A 15,856-nucleotide genomic window follows, 5' to 3' on the forward strand; every position below is an offset into this window, starting at 1 on the left:
TGTTGAAACCGCGGCATTGGAGAAGCCGCGGTTTTTTATGGCGAAAATAAAAAACTGACTTTTCGAAAAAAATACCGTTTTCTTGAAACCTTTTCTTTCGCTGAACCGTACTACTTCATAACAGCGGCACCTTTCGCGAAGGGCTTTTTTGATGAACGTTCTAAAAATGTAATCTGTTCGTAATGGTTTAAATGCCGTCTATGTCGTATTCTTATATAGGGATAAAGAACTTATTTTTTTATGATTGTAATAAAACAATAGTATAGAAGCAGAAAGTGGGGTTCTTCATTGGGAATTTTTTCTGTCAGCAGATCAACCGACACAAAAAAGCTGGAGGCTTTGCTCGTTGAGGGAGAACGGATCGAAACGATTTATAAACTGCGGGTTGACCAAATATGCTTTACGAATAAACGAGTCATTTTCTTTGATAATAAAATGTTCTCCAAAAAGAAAGTGCGCGTATTTCTTCCATATAAAACAATTGAAAGCTTCGCCATTCAAGAAGCGGGGATGTTTGATCCAGATACCGGGCTTGTATTAATGACAAGGGGAAAAACTTTCGAATTGGAATTTGCAAAAGAAACGGACTTGACTGAGGTTCAAGCCATCTTAACAAAATACTTATGCAGTTAAATATCACATAAAAGCCATCCGAATGCATGCGGATGGCCTTTTTATTATATAATGCTTGTTTTTCCGGAGTTCGAATCAATGAGATCCGGATCAGCAATAGAACTGATGGGGATATAAATCGGCGCCAAATCACCATTTTCTTCACCGAATCCGTAGTTGATCTTATTGGATAAAAAATAATCGATTTGCTGATACGGGCCGATCGTAATGGAAGAACCGCGGTCGACTGCATTTACTTTAAAGCCTCCTACATTTACCAAAACCGGCGAAAACATCATAATGGGCCTCCTTTTCCGGCAGGGATTTTATCGCATGCAGACTCAAAGGTAGATGGAGAATCAATTTGATCCCGGTCATCCACTTTGCCGTTCGTGCCGATGAAGCCGCTTGCATCTCCGAAGTTCTGTCCGTATCCCTGATTCTTTTTATCAGAATTCTGCCATTCCGCCAGTAAATTTTGTCCGACATTCACCGCTGAAGCATTTTCAAAGGAATTAATTTTCAACATGAAAATATTAATATTGATATATGGAGTTGGTTGAACCACAGGCAAACCTCCTTTAATACAGGTGTATGCCGGCTGTTATGACCGTATGCTTAGACAGGAGGCGATAAAAATGGATTTCGATAAGATGAAGCAATGGATGGAAATGGCGCAAAACATGTCCGGCGGAGACTTTTGGAAAAACGTTTTTGATGATGAACAACTGAAATCATTTCAAAACGGCCATTCTCATTTTCCCTTTCAACAGGGAGATGGGCAAATGAAAAGAAATGAGGATGCTTTTCCTCTTATAGATATTGTGGAAACCCATGATGAGCTCCAATTTTTACTGTATCTGCCCGGCTACCGGAAACAAGATGTTCAGCTGCTGTCCTACGGAGAATATATCGTCGTAAAAGGCACGAGAAAATCCTTTTTCAATGAACAGGATTTTAAACAGAAGACCGGAAAATACGGCGATTTTGAAAAAAAACTCGACCTTCCGCATTCCGCTCAGGGAACGAAGGGAATGCAGGCGGTATTCAAAGACGGGATTTTATATATATCGATTGCTAAACATCTGGGGGATGCAAGCCAGATCATTATCGAAGGCTGATCTTGTTTGCTGTGCCATCTATCAGATCTGAATCATCGATACTCATGATAGGGATGACGACAACGGTGCAATCACCGTTTTGTTCACCGTACCCTTCATTTCTTTTATTGGCTGCTGTGTTTCTCACCATAACGGAAGAGCCGGTGTTAAAAGTTGCTCCGCCGCTTATTCCGTTCATTTTTATATACTCAAAATTGATAACGGATGGAAAAAACATCATGATTCGCCTCCTTTTTGTATATCATGTTTATATATTCGCAATGCGGGACGCATAGAACTTTCCAAGAGTGACGGGGAAAGAAGTGATTTTCTTTGAAAAAAATAATGAAAGAGATTTTCAAAAAAGTGTGTGAAGAAGAATTAGACCGGCTTAAGAAAGTGGAACAACAGCTTGATGAGCTTCAGGATAAGTGTCATTTTGAGCCGCAAACGGTGGAAGGGGAAAAAACATATGTCCATATTGAGCACGTCAAAGTGGACAAGGTTGAGTACAATATTGATTTTGAAAAGCTGAGTATAGAAGAGCTGAGCGGTATGCTGAATATCGGCGCCACTTACCATACACCGGCGCACAGGCTCAAACAAGCCTGCGCTGAAGAATTTCGGGACAACCCGCAAACTGATGCTGCGAAAGAAAAAAGACAGACAAAGCAGCAGACACCCAATGTCACCATCAGGGGGAGAAAGCATTGACCCCGTTGTTTCAGCCTCCTTTTTCGAGGGTATGTATTAACAGATACAGCGAAGAATACAGACGAAAAAGGAGATGATGAATATGTCATTATCAAAAGTACAGCAGGACAGCCTTTATCATAAATTAATCGATTTAAAGGAAAGTCTTCAGGGAGAATCAAAAGAAAATCATTCAATGAGTGAAGACACAGGAGAACTGTCGAACGGAGTAGATAACCACTTAGCTGATCACGGAAGCATTTATTTGGACAGGGTCACGAATCAGACGCTGGACGGTGTCGATCAGAATCTTTTAGATGAGGTGAACGCCGCGCTTGAACGAATGGATAAAGGAACATACGGGATTTGCGAGAAAACGGGAAAAGAAATTCCTTATGAAAGACTTGAAGCCGTGCCGTACGCCAGAATGACCGTCGAAGCGCAGCGAGAAACAGAAGGGGATGTGAAAACAGACGCTCCGTCATATGAAAGGGAATTTCACGAGCAGGTGAAAGACCTCTCAAATAAAGAAACCGTTGATCAAAAAAGCTCACAAACATACGAAATCCTGGATCGCGAGCAGGATTCACAATAATAGCAGCAGGTACATTCATATGTACCTGTTTTTTTATTCCATAAAAAATCTCAAAATCGAAATAAAATCATTGACTTTATATAAAAAAGAAAGTAACATACTATTTGTAAGTAAATATTAAAAGATTACCGGGAGGAATTTAGAATGTCTCAAGTATTATTTGTAAAATCAAGTGACCGTACGGCTGAAGAAGGCGTATCCGTAAAATTATACGAAGCGTTTCTGGCTGCTTATAAAGAAAACAATCCGAATGATGAAGTGATCGAACTTGATCTTCATAAAGAAAACCTTCCTTACCTCGGAAGAGATATGATTAACGGAACATTCAAAGCTTCAAAAGGAATTGAAATGACAGACGAAGAGAAAAAACAAGCGTCAACTGCTGACATTTACTTAAATCAATTTGTCAAAGCTGACAAAGTCGTGTTTGCATTCCCGCTTTGGAACTTCACAGTGCCTGCTGTGCTTCATACTTATGTTGATTACCTGTCTCGTGCAGGAGTTACTTTCACATACACGCCTGAAGGCCCTAAAGGTCTGATGGGAGATAAAAAAGTAGCGCTCTTAAACGCACGCGGCGGCGTATATTCTGAAGGACCGATGGCATCTCTTGAAATGTCATTAAACTTCATGAAAACCGTTCTCGGTTTCTGGGGTGTCCAAGATCTTCACACTGTTGTCGTTGAAGGCCATAATGCTGCACCGGATAACGCTCAAGAGATCATTGAAAAAGGACTGCAAGAAGCGAAAGATCTGGCTGCAAAATTCTAATTTCCATTAACTCTTGCGCCCCTACAGGGTGTGAGAGTTTTTTCTATTATAGAAGAAACTGGCGGCAGCTTTCGATCTGGTCTTATATTGATATATTGATATTTTGTCGAAAAAACAATTTTTATGTAGAATAAAGCATTTTTTACAAAGAAAAAAGGTTTTCTGTAAAAGAATTAACCCTCTTGCCAAAATACGACTGATGGTGTAGGATATAAGAGAAGCTACATTGTTCGTATTGTTAATTAAGTTTTAACCTTTAAGCTGTAATAGGGAGTTTTATATCGAAGCCGGAATGTCATGCCTCCATTGCAGAGGACGACAGGAACGCTTCTGCAAACACCCACTTTGAGGAGTGGTGGTTTAAAACTTTCTTACTTGCGTACGGCATACGTAGCGAAAGCCATTTCCCTTGCGGAGATGGCTTTTTATTTTGAATTGCCCTTGAGCAGCGTACTTTATCAGTATGATAAAATAAAAGAATCAAAGACAAAGTGAGGTTTTACAACATATGCTGGAGAAAGCCCAATCCCTTCTGGCGCATTATTTTGGCTACGACAGTCTTCGCGCGGGCCAAAAGCAGGCGATACAATCAGTTGCAGAGGAGAGAAAAAACACGGTCTGCATTATGCCGACGGGGGGCGGAAAATCAATCTGCTATCAGATTCCCGCACTGCTGTTTGAAGGAACCACAATCGTTATTTCCCCTCTTATTTCCTTAATGAAAGATCAAGTCGACGCGCTTGAAGAAGCGGGTATCGCGGCAGCTTATATTAACAGCACCCAGACAAGCCGTGACATTCATGAGCGCCTGACCGGTTTGAAACAAGGGGCTTACCGGCTCTTTTACATCACACCGGAGCGTTTGACTTCTTCTGAATTCATTCACATCCTGCAGAATATTACGGTTCCTCTTGTCGCCATTGACGAAGCTCACTGTATATCGCAATGGGGACATGATTTCAGGCCGAGTTACCGGAATATCGAAATCCTTTTTAATGAATTAAAAGAACCGCCCGTCATCATCGCATTAACGGCGACGGCTACGCCTGAGGTTCATGATGACATATGCAAGCAGCTTCATATTAAGAAAGAACAAACTGTATATACCGGTTTTGCCAGAGAGAATTTAACGTTTAAAGTAGTAAAGGGCGAAAACAAAGACCGGTTTATCGAGCAGTATCTGGAAAAAAATAAACACGAAGCCGGCATTATATATACAGCGACAAGAAAAGAAACCGACCGTTTATATGAGAAATTAAAACGCAGCGGCATCAATGCCGGCCGTTATCACGGCGGATTGGCGGATGATGACAGAAAAGACCAGCAGGAGCGGTTTCTTAACGATCAGATACAAGTGATGGTAGCTACGTCCGCTTTCGGAATGGGAATCGATAAGAGCAACATCAGATTCGTTTTACACGCGCAGATTCCGAAAGATATGGAGAGCTATTACCAGGAAGCCGGACGGGCCGGGCGCGATGGTCTTAACAGCGAGTGTGTGCTCTTGTTTTCGCCGCAGGATATTATGGTGCAGCGTTTTTTAATAGACCAATCGGCCGCCGGAGAAGAAAAACAAAAGCAGGATCTCAAAAAACTGAGACAGATGGTGGATTACTGTCATACGGAAGATTGCCTGCAACGGTTTATTCTGAAGTATTTCGGCGAGAATGAGGCAGAAGCTTGCGAAGCTTGCGGCAATTGCACTGATACAAGGACCGCCCATGACGTCACAAAAGAAGCGCAGATGGTATTATCATGCATCATCAGAATGAATGAGCGTTTCGGAAAAACGATGGTGGCGCAGGTGCTTAGCGGGTCAAAAAATAAAAAAGTGCTGGAAAACGGCTTCAGCAGCCTGTCCACTTACGGCATTATGAAGCATCAATCCGCAGCGGAAATCAGTGATTTTATCGAATTCCTTATTTCAGATGAATATATCAGAATGGCGGACGGCACATTTCCGACGCTTATGGTCACCCAAAAAGGCAGGGACGTTCTGCTTGGAAAAAGCGCAGTCGCGAGAAAAGAAGCCTTACAGGCCGCCGCCGTTACCGAGAATGATGAATTATTTGAGCTTCTCCGGCGTCTCCGCAAAGAAATTGCAGCTGAACAGGGTGTGCCTCCATTTGTCGTGTTCTCAGATCAGACGTTAAAAGAAATGTCGGCGAAACTTCCGAAAACGGATCAGGATCTTCTTTCCGTAAAAGGGGTTGGGGAACAAAAAAGATTGAAATACGGAGCAGTTTTTTTAGAAGAAATCCGAAATTATGTAAGAGAAACAGAGTGAAAAAAAGTTTTTTTAGAAATTTGCACATTGTGTTTTTCATTCGCGCCGGAAAAATCAGAAGCTTGAAAACCCTTGCTGTATCAGGGTTTCAGCAAGACTTACCAAGCGAGAGAAATGTTTCATGTAAAGGAACTGTAATCTAATTCAAATCGTTTTGTTATTGAACTGACATTTTCATATGTTACGATATCACCTGTTAGCCGCCAATAAAAAGCTAACAAGGGAGGATTTACTTATGAAGAAGACGATTATGTCCTTTGTCGCAGTTGCAGCAATTTCAACAACTGCATTTGGAGCTCACGCTTCTGCTAAAGAAATCACGGTGCAAAAGGGTGACACGCTCTGGGGGATCTCGCAAAAAAACGGAGTGAACCTAAAGGACTTAAAAGAATGGAATCAGTTATCTTCTGATTTAATCATTGAAGGAGAGAAACTGACTATTTCTTCAGTAGAAACAACCACATCTGGGCAGTACACAGTGAAGCAGGGCGACAGCCTCTGGAAAATTGCTCAGAAATTCGGAACATCAGTCGGCAATCTGAAAAGCTTGAATAACTTGCAATCAGATATAATTTACGCAGGCACAACGTTAAATGTGAAAGGTCAGGCTCAGGCTGCACAGCCGGCTCAAGAAGCCAGCCAGCCGCAAACTGAACAAAAACCAGCTGCCGAGACAGAACAGCCGAAACAAGAAGCTGTCAAAAACGAGCAGCCTAAACAAGAACCTGTTCAAGAACAACAACCTAAACAAGAAGCGAAGGCTGTCGAAGCAAAACAGCAGCCTGTTCAATCAAATACAAACCAACAAGAGCCTAAAAAGCAGCTGACAATGACTGCAACTGCTTACTCTGCTAACGACGGCGGCATTTCCGGTGTAACGGCAACCGGTGTTGACTTAAACAAAAACCCTGATGCAAAAGTCATCGCGGTAGACCCTAGTGTCATTCCGCTTGGCTCTAAGGTTTATGTTGAAGGTTACGGAGTGGCAACAGCAGCAGATACAGGCGGCGCAATTAAAGGAAATAAAATTGACGTATTTGTTGCAAAGAAAAGTGACGCTAACAACTGGGGCGTCAGAACAGTAAATGTTAAAGTATTAGACTAGTTTCATATAGAGATGAAGAACACAAGACGAAATGCTTTGTGTTCTTTTTTTCTTCCCTTTTTTGACTGTATATAATCGTTATATGCGGAAAAAGAAAAAGCGTTTCTCTAATATAATAAGGAATGGATGTGAAAACGGAATCTGAAGGGATGTATGAATTTAATGGAGCCGGAATTTATATGTTTATGGAATGCCTTCATAGAATCACCGGTGTTTCAAGCAGGTATATGCACCGCTTTCGCCATTGTGCTCGTTATCGGACTGTCTATGCCTGCTGTCAGGCTGTTTCAGGCGCTTGACAGAGGGAGAGGAAGGCCAGCCGTTATTGAAAAGGTGAGACGTACTGGCGTGATGAAGAATGGCAGGCACGAGCTTGTGCTTATTTTAAACGTAAAAAACCAAGACGGAACGCATGATAAACGTGAACTGACACATGCCGTATATAATGAAGAGATCAGCCGTTTTTATGAAGGAGCTTCCGTATGGGTGACGGCAGCGGCCGGCGGAGGAATTATGATCGCTCCGCGCACGCCGCGGCATAAGGCGTCAAAATAAAAAGACGGGGCGGTTTTCCCGTCTTTATGTATTAATGCCGATCGATCCATATCCGTCCGCCTTCTGAGCCGGCTTCTATCCTGCATGTTCCTCCGATCGGGAATGTCATCAAAGGGGAGGTATGGCCGAAATCAGCATTTGCGATAACAGGCATGGATGACAGTTCTTCTTTTGTACGGATGACGGCACGCAGAGCCTCCTCAGACACATTTGAAGCATGCTGGAAACGTCCGATGACAATTCCCTTCACGGCTGAAAAAGCGGGAACATGGATGAGTGACTGCAAATCCCGGTCAAACATATGAATGTCCGACATATGATCATCTTCTATAAACAGAATCACTTGTTCCATCTCCGGAAAGTATTCGGTGCCCTGCAGAAGATTCAGCGTGCATAGATTTCCTCCGATAAGTGTTCCTTCCTCATATCCGGGTTGAATAACGAGCGGTCCCGGATTCCGATAAAAACGTCTGTCCTCCTGGTTCAAATACCATTTATCATCACTCCACTCGGATGAAGGCTTTACCTCATACGGGTTGTCAGAAGCACAGCAGGCCAAGAAAGACTTAATCGTATAGTCCAGCCCTTTTTTCATGGCAAATGAAGAAAAATGGGGACCGGAATATGTAATAAGGCCGGTTTTTTGATATATGGCATGGCCGAGAGCGGTAATATCTGAATAGCCGCAAAGGATTTTCGGATGCCGCTTGATGTTTTCATAATCAAGATAGCGGAGCAGCTGATTTGATTGGAACCCGCCGAGTGTCGTCAAAATCGCTTTGATGTCAGGGTCAGCGAAAGCCTCGTGCAGATCCCGTACACGCGATTCAATGGATGATGAATCAAATTCATTTATTTCTTTCGCATGCTCTGAAAAAGAGACACAAAAGCCCAGCTCCTCCAATTTTGTCTTCGCGGCATTTATATTTTCATCTGACATAACGGACATGCTTGTGGCCGGAGACACAATACGAATGCCGTCACCTTTTTTCAATTTTTCCGGATACAAAAAAAACCCTCCTTATATGGTTTAATCTATTACACCATATAAAAGAGGGTTTCTCTATTATTTTTTACAGGTCGACCCATTTAATGCCGCCTGATTGCGTATCATTGTCAATCCAGACATCAAAGTGATGCTTTTCATAAAAATGAATGAGTCTGTCGACATGATCCCAATCACGCTTAGCGATGTCGCCCGTCACTTTCGGGATATTCTGCTCTCTGGCGATATGTTTTAAAAATTTCATGCAGATCGAGCCGTAGCCGTGGTTCGGCGGGCCTTTAATGTCCCCGATATGAATGGCATTGTCATAATAAGAGGCGATCAGTGAAAAACAGCCTCTTCCCCGGTAGGCTGACTCACAGTCAGTCAGCATAATCTTACATGTTTGGCCATCATCAATCGAGGAAACAATGATCCAATCGTCATTGTTCGATTGATCAATACCAAGCACTCGCGCGTCTTTTGATACATCTATCAGATTTTCCCGCATTCTGAAAATCTGAAATTCAAGTTTATGAAGCTCTTTTTCCAGCTCTTTCTGATCTCTTTCTTCTGCAGTAAACAAAATCATACTCCTTTCACAGCGTAAAAGTCTTAGTTAAACACAAGTATCCATTGTAGTAAATGATGTCTTGGTTTGTAAATGGGTTTTGCAAAAACTTTTTTAGAAAAGTCTGCCGTTTATATGTGGATTGACGTTTTTAAGGCGGTGCGGATAGGGAAAGGAACAGTGAGCAGCGGAAAAAGGAGGAATCTATAATGGCAATTGACTCACTCATCGGCAAATTGAAGTACGTAATGACGGAATCTCCTGATAAAATGCTTTCCTTATATGTAAATACGGATATGAGAAATCCGGATCAGCAGGGGGGAGAGTGGAAAATCGTCTTGAAAACCGGTTTTCGGAGATTAAAAGAGTATCTGTCTGCCAGTGATCCGGAAGAAGAAAAATCTCTCGTCCGCATCATGGAACGTGTCTATCAATATATCGATGGGCTTGGTAAAGAGATGCCGCGAAGTCTCGTATTTTTTGCGTCGGGAGAAGGCGGTATTTGGGAGACGATTGAATTGCAGGTGCCTGTTGAAACACGATTTTATTGGGAAGAGACGGCTGTCCTTGATCAATTAGAAATTCTTCGTGAACAATTTCCGAGCACGGCTTTTATTCTCACCCAGCAGAATGAAGTGAAGATCATAGAAACCGTACTCGGAAAAATTGAAGGAGTGGAGCATTATCATTACGACGTCATCAATGAATCGTGGAAACCGCAGGATGTAAGCGGAAACTCCGCATCGATGGACGAAGACGCCGCCAAAGCCCACGTCGAAGAAAACCAAAACAGGCTGTATAAACGATTGGCTTCGAACCTTGATCAGAAGGCCGCTTCACACCAATGGGAGCGTCTCGTAATCGCAGGGGACAAAGAAACAGCCGATATTCTCGATCAGCACATGAATAAACCGATTGATCGGATCATTCCAAAAAATCTGTTGAATGAAAACGAACATAAGGTGATAGAAGAACTGTTGAAGGAAGCATAATATGACGAAAGGCCGGGTCTCAAACACCCGGTCTTTTTAGGGCTTAAGTTTGTCTAATTTCTGACGAAGCGGGCGAAACCGTTGACATCAAAGCTGAATTCTCATACCATTTGGATAGTCAGTAAAATTGAGAGAGGTCATAAGATGAATCAGACAGAAAACAAACCTAAAAGTTATACCGGTGTCGTGCTGACATTGACCGTTCTGATCAACGGATTAATTGCGGTGCTGTTTTTTATGCCGAAATCGGGACAGGTCAGCATTGCCAATATTCATATTCTGCCGATGTTAAATGCCATTTTTAACAGCTTCACGTTTATCTTTTTGCTGGCAGCGCTCTTTATGATTAAGCAAAAAAACATTCAAGCGCACAAACGCTTTATTTTAGCGGCGTTTACGACGACTTTGCTGTTTTTGATCTGCTATGTCGTGTACCACTCGATAGCTGAGAATACTTTATTCGGCGGCCACGGCATCATGCGCGGGATTTACTTCTTTATTTTAATTACGCATATTTGCCTTTCCTTCATTATCGTGCCGCTTGCGCTGTTTACGCTGATCAGAGGATTCAGCATGCAAGTGGAGCGCCACAAAAAAATCGCGAGATGGACGATGCCGCTCTGGCTGTATGTCAGTCTGACGGGTGTCATTGTATACTTAATGATCTCACCGTATTATTAAAAAAAGCCGTGCTCTGCGCGGCTTTTTTCTATTGATTGAAAAAGGCGCCTCATCAGGGCGCCTTTTACTCTTCAAGCGTTTCAAGTGTTGTTACATTTAAGGATTGTTCAACGGTTTTTGTTTTTGCTTTTACTTTTTCTGCGTACGTGTAATCACCATAGCAGTAGGGATAACGGAAATTGTCTTTGTTCCCTCCGCAAGTGTAAAGTTTCGGATTCTTTTTGACCTGCTGCTCGGAGTATTGTTTTGCCAGTTCCTCAGTATGCGATCCTCCATGTTCAGCCACAAAATCAATATAGCCGGCTCCCATGTTGTAGCTTTGTATAATCGTATCCAAGTCTACGCCTTTTTTCTTGCCTGTTTGGTACATGAGAGTGAATTGTTTGATTCCCTGTTTGATACTGGTTTGAGGGTTTTTAATCTCATTTCGCTTTAAACCCAGAGATTCTGAAGACTGCATGGGATCATTTCCTCTTCCTTTTGACTCCTGATATATCATGCCGAGTACAAGCGATGTATATTTGGTGAGTCCTTTTTCATCCAGCTCGTCTTCAACAAGCGGTTTGTAATCTGTCAGCCGTTCAAGGACGATCGGCTTGACATCAAACGGAAGACTTTTGAGCCATTCATTATTTGAAAATAACAGAATGAGGAAGAAGGAAACCATGACAAAAACACATATCATCATAAGACCCGCGGCAGCGAAACAGCCTTTTTTCTTTTTCTCCACTGTGTTTCACCCTCAATTTCAGGAGCATTATGACTTTTTCATTATGACACAGATGAATGCGCGAAACCAAGCGGAAACCCGTATTTGAAACATAAATTTAAAATAACGGTTCTTTTGTCAGGCGCAGGATGTATCTGCATCAATTGACATTTGGTATAATTGGGCTACTTGAGAAAAGAAGGGTGAGGTATATGACTGAATTTCACGAATCCGGAAACAAAAATGACCCCGCTGTCGATTTAGATGAGGAAACTTTATTTTTGGTTGCCCAGACTTTTAAGGCGCTGTCTGATCCGACCAGAATCAGAATTCTCCATTTGCTGTCACAGGGTGAGCACGCGGTAAATGATATCGCAGAAAAGCTGAATTTGCTGCAGTCTACCGTTTCTCATCAGCTGCGTTTTCTTAAAAATCTGCGCCTCGTCAAATCACGCAGAGAAGGAACATCCATCTATTATTCTCCTGAGGATGAACATGTGTTAGATGTGCTTCAGCAAATGATTCACCATACGCGGCACGATTAAAAAACATCCCTGCTTTTTAGACAGGGATGTCAGCCGTACTGACTGTTATTGGTTTGGTCTCTGCTCGTTTTTAAAACATAAAAAGAGAAGCCGCTGTAATAAACTGCGATGAAATAAAAGATACTGATGGTCAGCGGATCGGCCCCGACCGTTTGGCTGTATGCCTCCGGATGGGTAAAGTCCGCTGTGACCCGGTACATTTCAATAACGCGATAAAAAAATCTCGATAGGAATAACGTTAATAGAATAAGTTCAATCCACAGGTGAGTGCGAAAATACATTTTTCCGCGGCGTTCTTCAAATGAAATGTTCCGTTTTGCAAACAGGACCAGAAGCCAGCCGCAAAAAGTGCCGAATATAAGATAGCCGTATAAAGCTGGGTGTGTGATGCTGAAAAACGCCAGAGCTGCGGCCAGCAATGAAAACAAAATCATTCTTGTATAAAGCCAGCGGGGTTTCAAAGGCTGAAAGCCGACGGACCGTTTCACCTTTTTATACAGAAAAAAGGCAATCATTAAGATAGGGCAGATGCTTTGAAGTGTGATATGCATGGTGTGGAACTCCCCCTCCGTTGAGTAGTGTATGCTTATCCGGCTGGTTTTAGTAGTCTGATTTATTCGCAGGCTGAAAGCATCTTTTATCACAGTATGCACGTTTCTTTTTTTTGCATAAGAGAAGCGCCCGCGCCTTATTCAGGATTTAAACAGAAAACTCTTGATAAACTAACGGTATTAGTTATAATAAAACTAATGATATTAGTTTTTAGGGGGATGTTGATGAGAATCTTACAATACGGAACCGTTTGGCAGCTGACTTTTTTTCCCGCGCTCTTCCCGGTGAATTGTTATTTGGTTGAAGAAGAAGAAGGAGTAACCCTGATTGACGCCGGACTGCCTAACAGTCATAAAGGAATCAAACAAGCATTGCGGCAGCTTGGGAAGCCGCTGAATGACATATTACTCACCCACGCGCACGGGGATCACATCGGTTCGCTTGACTCATTAGCTGCGGAATTTCCGGATGCTTCCGTCTGTATTTCTGAGCGGGATTCTTTCTTGCTGAAAGGTGACACTTCATTATTTGAGCATGAAGCACAAACGCCGATAAAGGGGGGAGTGCCGAAAAATGTTCAGACCGAACCTGATCGCCTGCTGAAAGGCGGCGAGCGGATCGGATCTTTACTTGTCATTCCCGCTCCCGGTCATACGCCGGGAAGCCTCGCTTTTAAAGATATGAGAAATGATATGCTGATCGTCGGAGATGCCTTTCAAGTACGGGGCGGCCTTGCTGTTTCTGGGAAGCTGAAATGGAAATTTCCGTTTCCGGCTTTTGCTACGTGGAATAAAGAAGAAGCTGTAAAAACAGCAAGAACACTTATCGCTCATCAACCAAGCAGTCTGGCCGCCGGACATGGAAATGTTCTCTGCAATCCCGTTGAAATGATGGCTGAGGCTGTTGAGGAAGCCGAACGAAGCCTGCCGGGAGGCCGATCATAATGTCACCGAGAGTCGGAATGAGCCTTGACATGATATTGAGAGCTGCAGCAGGCATCGCTGACGAAAAAGGGCTGAACGAAGTGACGCTTGCGGCTGTTGCAAAGTCCTTAAACGTAAAACCGCCTTCCCTTTACAATTTTGTCAATGGCCTTCAAGGAATTAAAACAGAGCTGGCTGTCTCCGGTTTAACTATGTTATATGAAAAAATGGCGGCCTCTGCAGAAGGACTGACGGGCGAAACGGCTTTGCTTGCTCTCGCCGATGCCTATATCAATTTCGCCGAAGCCAATCCCGGATTATATGACGCAACATTTCAAAAGATAAAAGATGGCCGGATTGAGAATCTGTCAAGCCTGCTTGTAGGGCTTGTTGTCAGGCAGCTGACAGCTAACGGATATGCACAGTCTGACACTGCGATTCATGCTGCGAGAGGACTGAGGAGCCTTCTTCACGGATTTGCCGTGTTGAGAAAACAGAGTGCATTTGAATTAACCGAATCAATTAAGGAAAGCCGGAAGTTTGCAGTTGTTGCTTTCCTAAGAGGTTTGCAGGAGAGGAAACAATAATATTATTATGTAAACTAAATAAAAAGACGCATCATGTAAAAAGGAGGGACAAATGGATTCATTACAACATATCATTTGTGAGCGGCGCACCTATTCACATATTTTTGATTCTCATGCACACACATACTGTCAAATGCTCTTTCCGCTCGAAGGACAGCTGGACCTGGAGACAGAAAGACGTAAAATCAGATTAAAACCTGATCAAATGTTGTATATTCCGCCCGGGCATGAACATCGGTTCCGTTCTTTGGAGCGAAATGAATGTCTCGTTCTCGACATACCGGCATATTTTTTCAAAGGTTCCTTTGCCCCCGGCGTTCTGAATAAGCTTGATCCTTTTTGGACATCGATTCGGTTTCTGCTGACAGAAGAGACAAAGCAGCAATCGGCTCATTCATTGAGTCTGCTTGCAGAATATATTGCTGAAAAGATACAAGAAAACCGTACAAATGATTCAATTGCGTATATCCGCCGAAATCTCTCAAAGACTTTTACAATTAAAGAGCTTGCCGCAATGGAACATTACCACCCGGCGTATTATTCCGACTGGTTTAAAAAGCAGACGGGGAAAAGCCCGCAAGCTTATATTGCTGAGCTCCGTATGAAGAAAGCGGAACAAATGCTTATTGAAACAAAATGCCGGCTGACAGACATCAGTCAGGAGGTCGGCTTTCAAAATTTGTCTTCCTTTACCAGATGGTTTGTCAGACATAAGGGAATAACGCCGCGTGTCTTCCGAAACACCTTTCAATCTGATAAATAATCCTGAAAATCGGTTAAATAAACTGCTTCTTTTTTTGGTAACATGATTGTAAAAAAGGAGTTTTTGATATGGCAGTCATTGAAGATTTTATCAAGCTTGATCTCAGAATAGGAACGGTCGTAAAAGCGGAAGTATTTCCGGAAGCAAAGGTGCCGGCCATTAAGATGACAATAGATTTCGGCGAAGAGATCGGCATGAAACAATCAAGCGCCCAGATTACAAAACGGTACGAACCGGGTGATCTGACGGGCAGACAGGTGACAGCTATTGTCAACTTTCCGTCGCGGCGGATCGCCGGATTTAAGTCAGAAGTTCTCGTTCTCGGCGGCATCCCGGAAAAAGGAGACGTTGTCCTGCTTACGCCAGAGCAGACAGTACCGAATGGAACGAAAATCGGATAATAAAAAAAGACGTTTGCAGAAGCAAACGTCTTTTGCGTATTGAGGCGATACACCACACGCCACATTCGTGTGTGCCGCAAGGGCATGTGCATCGGCTTACACAATTCAGCTCATCGCTATATCAATATAGCATGGCGGGTGTAGAAATGCAAGAGATTTTTTAATATATGTTATATCTGGCTTTGTTTTGCCGATCCCAGATTCCTTCGTGTAAGGTTTTCTTTGAAATTTTATGATCTTGAATAAAGCAGTTCGACAAATGCAAGAGATTCATCTAATCTTATATCCTATGGTAAAATTTAGACGGAAAGAAGCAGAAAGGAGCCGTAAATGAAAGTATTTGAAGCAGCCTCGTTCATTTCAGCCGCAGAAAAGCGGGCAAAACAATACGATCAGATTAGAGAACAATTTATCAATCTCAGAAAAGCA

Annotated in this window: 22 protein-coding genes and 1 other RNA gene; 16 read left to right on the forward strand and 7 right to left on the reverse strand. The window is 42.8% G+C overall.

Annotated elements, in window-relative coordinates:
- Positions 1-288: 288 nt before the first annotated feature.
- Complete coding sequence (locus NQS30_RS19980; RefSeq protein ID WP_003153783.1) at positions 289-633, forward strand: PH domain-containing protein; 345 nt, start codon at positions 289-291, stop codon at positions 631-633.
- 44 nt (positions 634-677) lie between these two features.
- Here NQS30_RS19980 and NQS30_RS19985 read toward each other — a convergent pair whose 3' ends face one another.
- Positions 678-911 (reverse strand): hypothetical protein, encoded by a 234-nt coding sequence (locus NQS30_RS19985; RefSeq protein ID WP_003153785.1) that lies wholly within the window; start codon positions 909-911, stop codon positions 678-680.
- Complete coding sequence (locus NQS30_RS19990) at positions 908-1,180, reverse strand: hypothetical protein (RefSeq protein WP_003153786.1); 273 nt, start codon at positions 1,178-1,180, stop codon at positions 908-910. The genes NQS30_RS19985 and NQS30_RS19990 overlap by 4 nt, the downstream gene beginning before the upstream one ends.
- A 70-nt stretch (positions 1,181-1,250) precedes the next feature.
- Between NQS30_RS19990 and NQS30_RS19995 the strand changes: the two genes are divergently transcribed.
- The gene (locus NQS30_RS19995) at positions 1,251-1,733 is read left to right on the forward strand and encodes an Hsp20/alpha crystallin family protein (protein ID WP_025284853.1); all 483 of its coding nucleotides are present in this window, start codon (positions 1,251-1,253) and stop codon (positions 1,731-1,733) included.
- Here the strand turns inward: NQS30_RS19995 and NQS30_RS20000 are convergent.
- Positions 1,720-1,953: a hypothetical protein gene (locus tag NQS30_RS20000; protein WP_012117743.1), complete on the reverse strand. Its 234-nt coding sequence runs from the start codon at positions 1,951-1,953 to the stop codon at positions 1,720-1,722. The two genes, NQS30_RS19995 and NQS30_RS20000, sit on opposite strands and share 14 nt — an antisense overlap.
- A 92-nt stretch (positions 1,954-2,045) precedes the next feature.
- Between NQS30_RS20000 and gerPC the strand changes: the two genes are divergently transcribed.
- The 7 genes from gerPC to NQS30_RS20035 all read left to right on the forward strand — a co-directional run bounded on the left by gerPC (position 2,046) and on the right by NQS30_RS20035 (position 7,718).
- Positions 2,046-2,426: a spore germination protein GerPC gene (gerPC, locus tag NQS30_RS20005; protein WP_025284852.1), complete on the forward strand. Its 381-nt coding sequence runs from the start codon at positions 2,046-2,048 to the stop codon at positions 2,424-2,426.
- An 82-nt stretch (positions 2,427-2,508) separates the two neighbouring features.
- A complete protein-coding gene (locus NQS30_RS20010) occupies positions 2,509-3,000 on the forward strand; it encodes a TraR/DksA family transcriptional regulator (protein WP_025284851.1) in 492 nt (163 codons plus the stop codon).
- 144 nt (positions 3,001-3,144) lie between these two features.
- A complete protein-coding gene (locus tag NQS30_RS20015) occupies positions 3,145-3,771 on the forward strand; it encodes an FMN-dependent NADH-azoreductase (RefSeq protein WP_007407983.1) in 627 nt (208 codons plus the stop codon).
- Positions 3,772-3,986: 215 nt separating this feature from the next.
- Positions 3,987-4,172, forward strand: a non-coding RNA gene (ssrS, locus tag NQS30_RS20020) — 6S RNA.
- Between the two features lie 107 nt (positions 4,173-4,279).
- A complete protein-coding gene (gene recQ, locus NQS30_RS20025) occupies positions 4,280-6,058 on the forward strand; it encodes a DNA helicase RecQ (protein ID WP_216061662.1) in 1,779 nt (592 codons plus the stop codon).
- A 235-nt stretch (positions 6,059-6,293) separates the two neighbouring features.
- Complete coding sequence (locus NQS30_RS20030; protein ID WP_007407985.1) at positions 6,294-7,163, forward strand: 3D domain-containing protein; 870 nt, start codon at positions 6,294-6,296, stop codon at positions 7,161-7,163.
- A 162-nt stretch (positions 7,164-7,325) separates the two neighbouring features.
- Positions 7,326-7,718 carry a hypothetical protein gene (locus NQS30_RS20035; protein WP_032866464.1) on the forward strand — a complete coding sequence of 131 codons (393 nt, stop codon included), beginning with the start codon at positions 7,326-7,328 and terminating at the stop codon, positions 7,716-7,718.
- Between the two features lie 31 nt (positions 7,719-7,749).
- Here NQS30_RS20035 and NQS30_RS20040 read toward each other — a convergent pair whose 3' ends face one another.
- Both NQS30_RS20040 and NQS30_RS20045 read right to left on the reverse strand, forming a co-directional pair.
- Positions 7,750-8,727: a S66 family peptidase gene (locus tag NQS30_RS20040; RefSeq protein ID WP_160223473.1), complete on the reverse strand. Its 978-nt coding sequence runs from the start codon at positions 8,725-8,727 to the stop codon at positions 7,750-7,752.
- A gap of 64 nt (positions 8,728-8,791) precedes the next feature.
- On the reverse strand, positions 8,792-9,295 hold the full coding sequence (locus NQS30_RS20045) for a GNAT family protein (protein ID WP_007611949.1): 504 nt from the start codon (positions 9,293-9,295) through the stop codon (positions 8,792-8,794).
- Positions 9,296-9,483: 188 nt separating this feature from the next.
- On the opposite strand from NQS30_RS20045, the gene NQS30_RS20050 reads away from it, so the two are divergent.
- Together NQS30_RS20050 and NQS30_RS20055 are read left to right on the forward strand one after the other, a co-directional pair.
- Positions 9,484-10,266, forward strand: coding sequence for a VLRF1 family aeRF1-type release factor (locus NQS30_RS20050; RefSeq protein WP_218791225.1), 783 nt, complete (start codon positions 9,484-9,486; stop codon positions 10,264-10,266).
- A gap of 144 nt (positions 10,267-10,410) precedes the next feature.
- Positions 10,411-10,947, forward strand: coding sequence for a DUF420 domain-containing protein (locus NQS30_RS20055; RefSeq protein ID WP_015239997.1), 537 nt, complete (start codon positions 10,411-10,413; stop codon positions 10,945-10,947).
- Positions 10,948-11,011: 64 nt separating this feature from the next.
- Here the strand turns inward: NQS30_RS20055 and NQS30_RS20060 are convergent, their stop codons facing one another.
- On the reverse strand, positions 11,012-11,677 hold the full coding sequence (locus NQS30_RS20060) for a lysozyme family protein (protein WP_003153802.1): 666 nt from the start codon (positions 11,675-11,677) through the stop codon (positions 11,012-11,014).
- A 191-nt stretch (positions 11,678-11,868) separates the two neighbouring features.
- Between NQS30_RS20060 and czrA the strand changes: the two genes are divergently transcribed.
- Positions 11,869-12,201, forward strand: coding sequence for a Zn(II)-responsive metalloregulatory transcriptional repressor CzrA (gene czrA, locus NQS30_RS20065; protein ID WP_012117736.1), 333 nt, complete (start codon positions 11,869-11,871; stop codon positions 12,199-12,201).
- Between the two features lie 29 nt (positions 12,202-12,230).
- Here czrA and NQS30_RS20070 read toward each other — a convergent pair whose 3' ends face one another.
- Positions 12,231-12,752, reverse strand: a complete 522-nt coding sequence (locus NQS30_RS20070) for a CcdC protein domain-containing protein (protein ID WP_025284845.1) — start codon at positions 12,750-12,752, stop codon at positions 12,231-12,233.
- A gap of 225 nt (positions 12,753-12,977) precedes the next feature.
- Here NQS30_RS20070 and NQS30_RS20075 point away from each other — a divergent pair, with 225 nt between their 5' ends.
- From NQS30_RS20075 to csaA, 4 genes are all read left to right on the forward strand, one after another.
- Positions 12,978-13,697, forward strand: a complete 720-nt coding sequence (locus tag NQS30_RS20075) for an MBL fold metallo-hydrolase (protein WP_020955928.1) — start codon at positions 12,978-12,980, stop codon at positions 13,695-13,697.
- Positions 13,697-14,263 (forward strand): TetR/AcrR family transcriptional regulator, encoded by a 567-nt coding sequence (locus tag NQS30_RS20080; protein ID WP_015239994.1) that lies wholly within the window; start codon positions 13,697-13,699, stop codon positions 14,261-14,263. Before NQS30_RS20075 ends, NQS30_RS20080 begins: the two co-directional genes overlap by 1 nt.
- 52 nt (positions 14,264-14,315) lie before the next feature.
- Complete coding sequence (locus NQS30_RS20085; RefSeq protein WP_007407997.1) at positions 14,316-15,026, forward strand: AraC family transcriptional regulator; 711 nt, start codon at positions 14,316-14,318, stop codon at positions 15,024-15,026.
- 68 nt (positions 15,027-15,094) lie between these two features.
- Positions 15,095-15,427 (forward strand): chaperone CsaA, encoded by a 333-nt coding sequence (gene csaA, locus NQS30_RS20090; protein ID WP_043021809.1) that lies wholly within the window; start codon positions 15,095-15,097, stop codon positions 15,425-15,427.
- The last annotated feature ends 429 nt before the right edge of the window (positions 15,428-15,856 follow it).

This window comes from Bacillus sp. B1(2022) (assembly GCF_040259625.1).
Classification (GTDB): Bacteria; Bacillota; Bacilli; order Bacillales; family Bacillaceae; genus Bacillus; species Bacillus velezensis.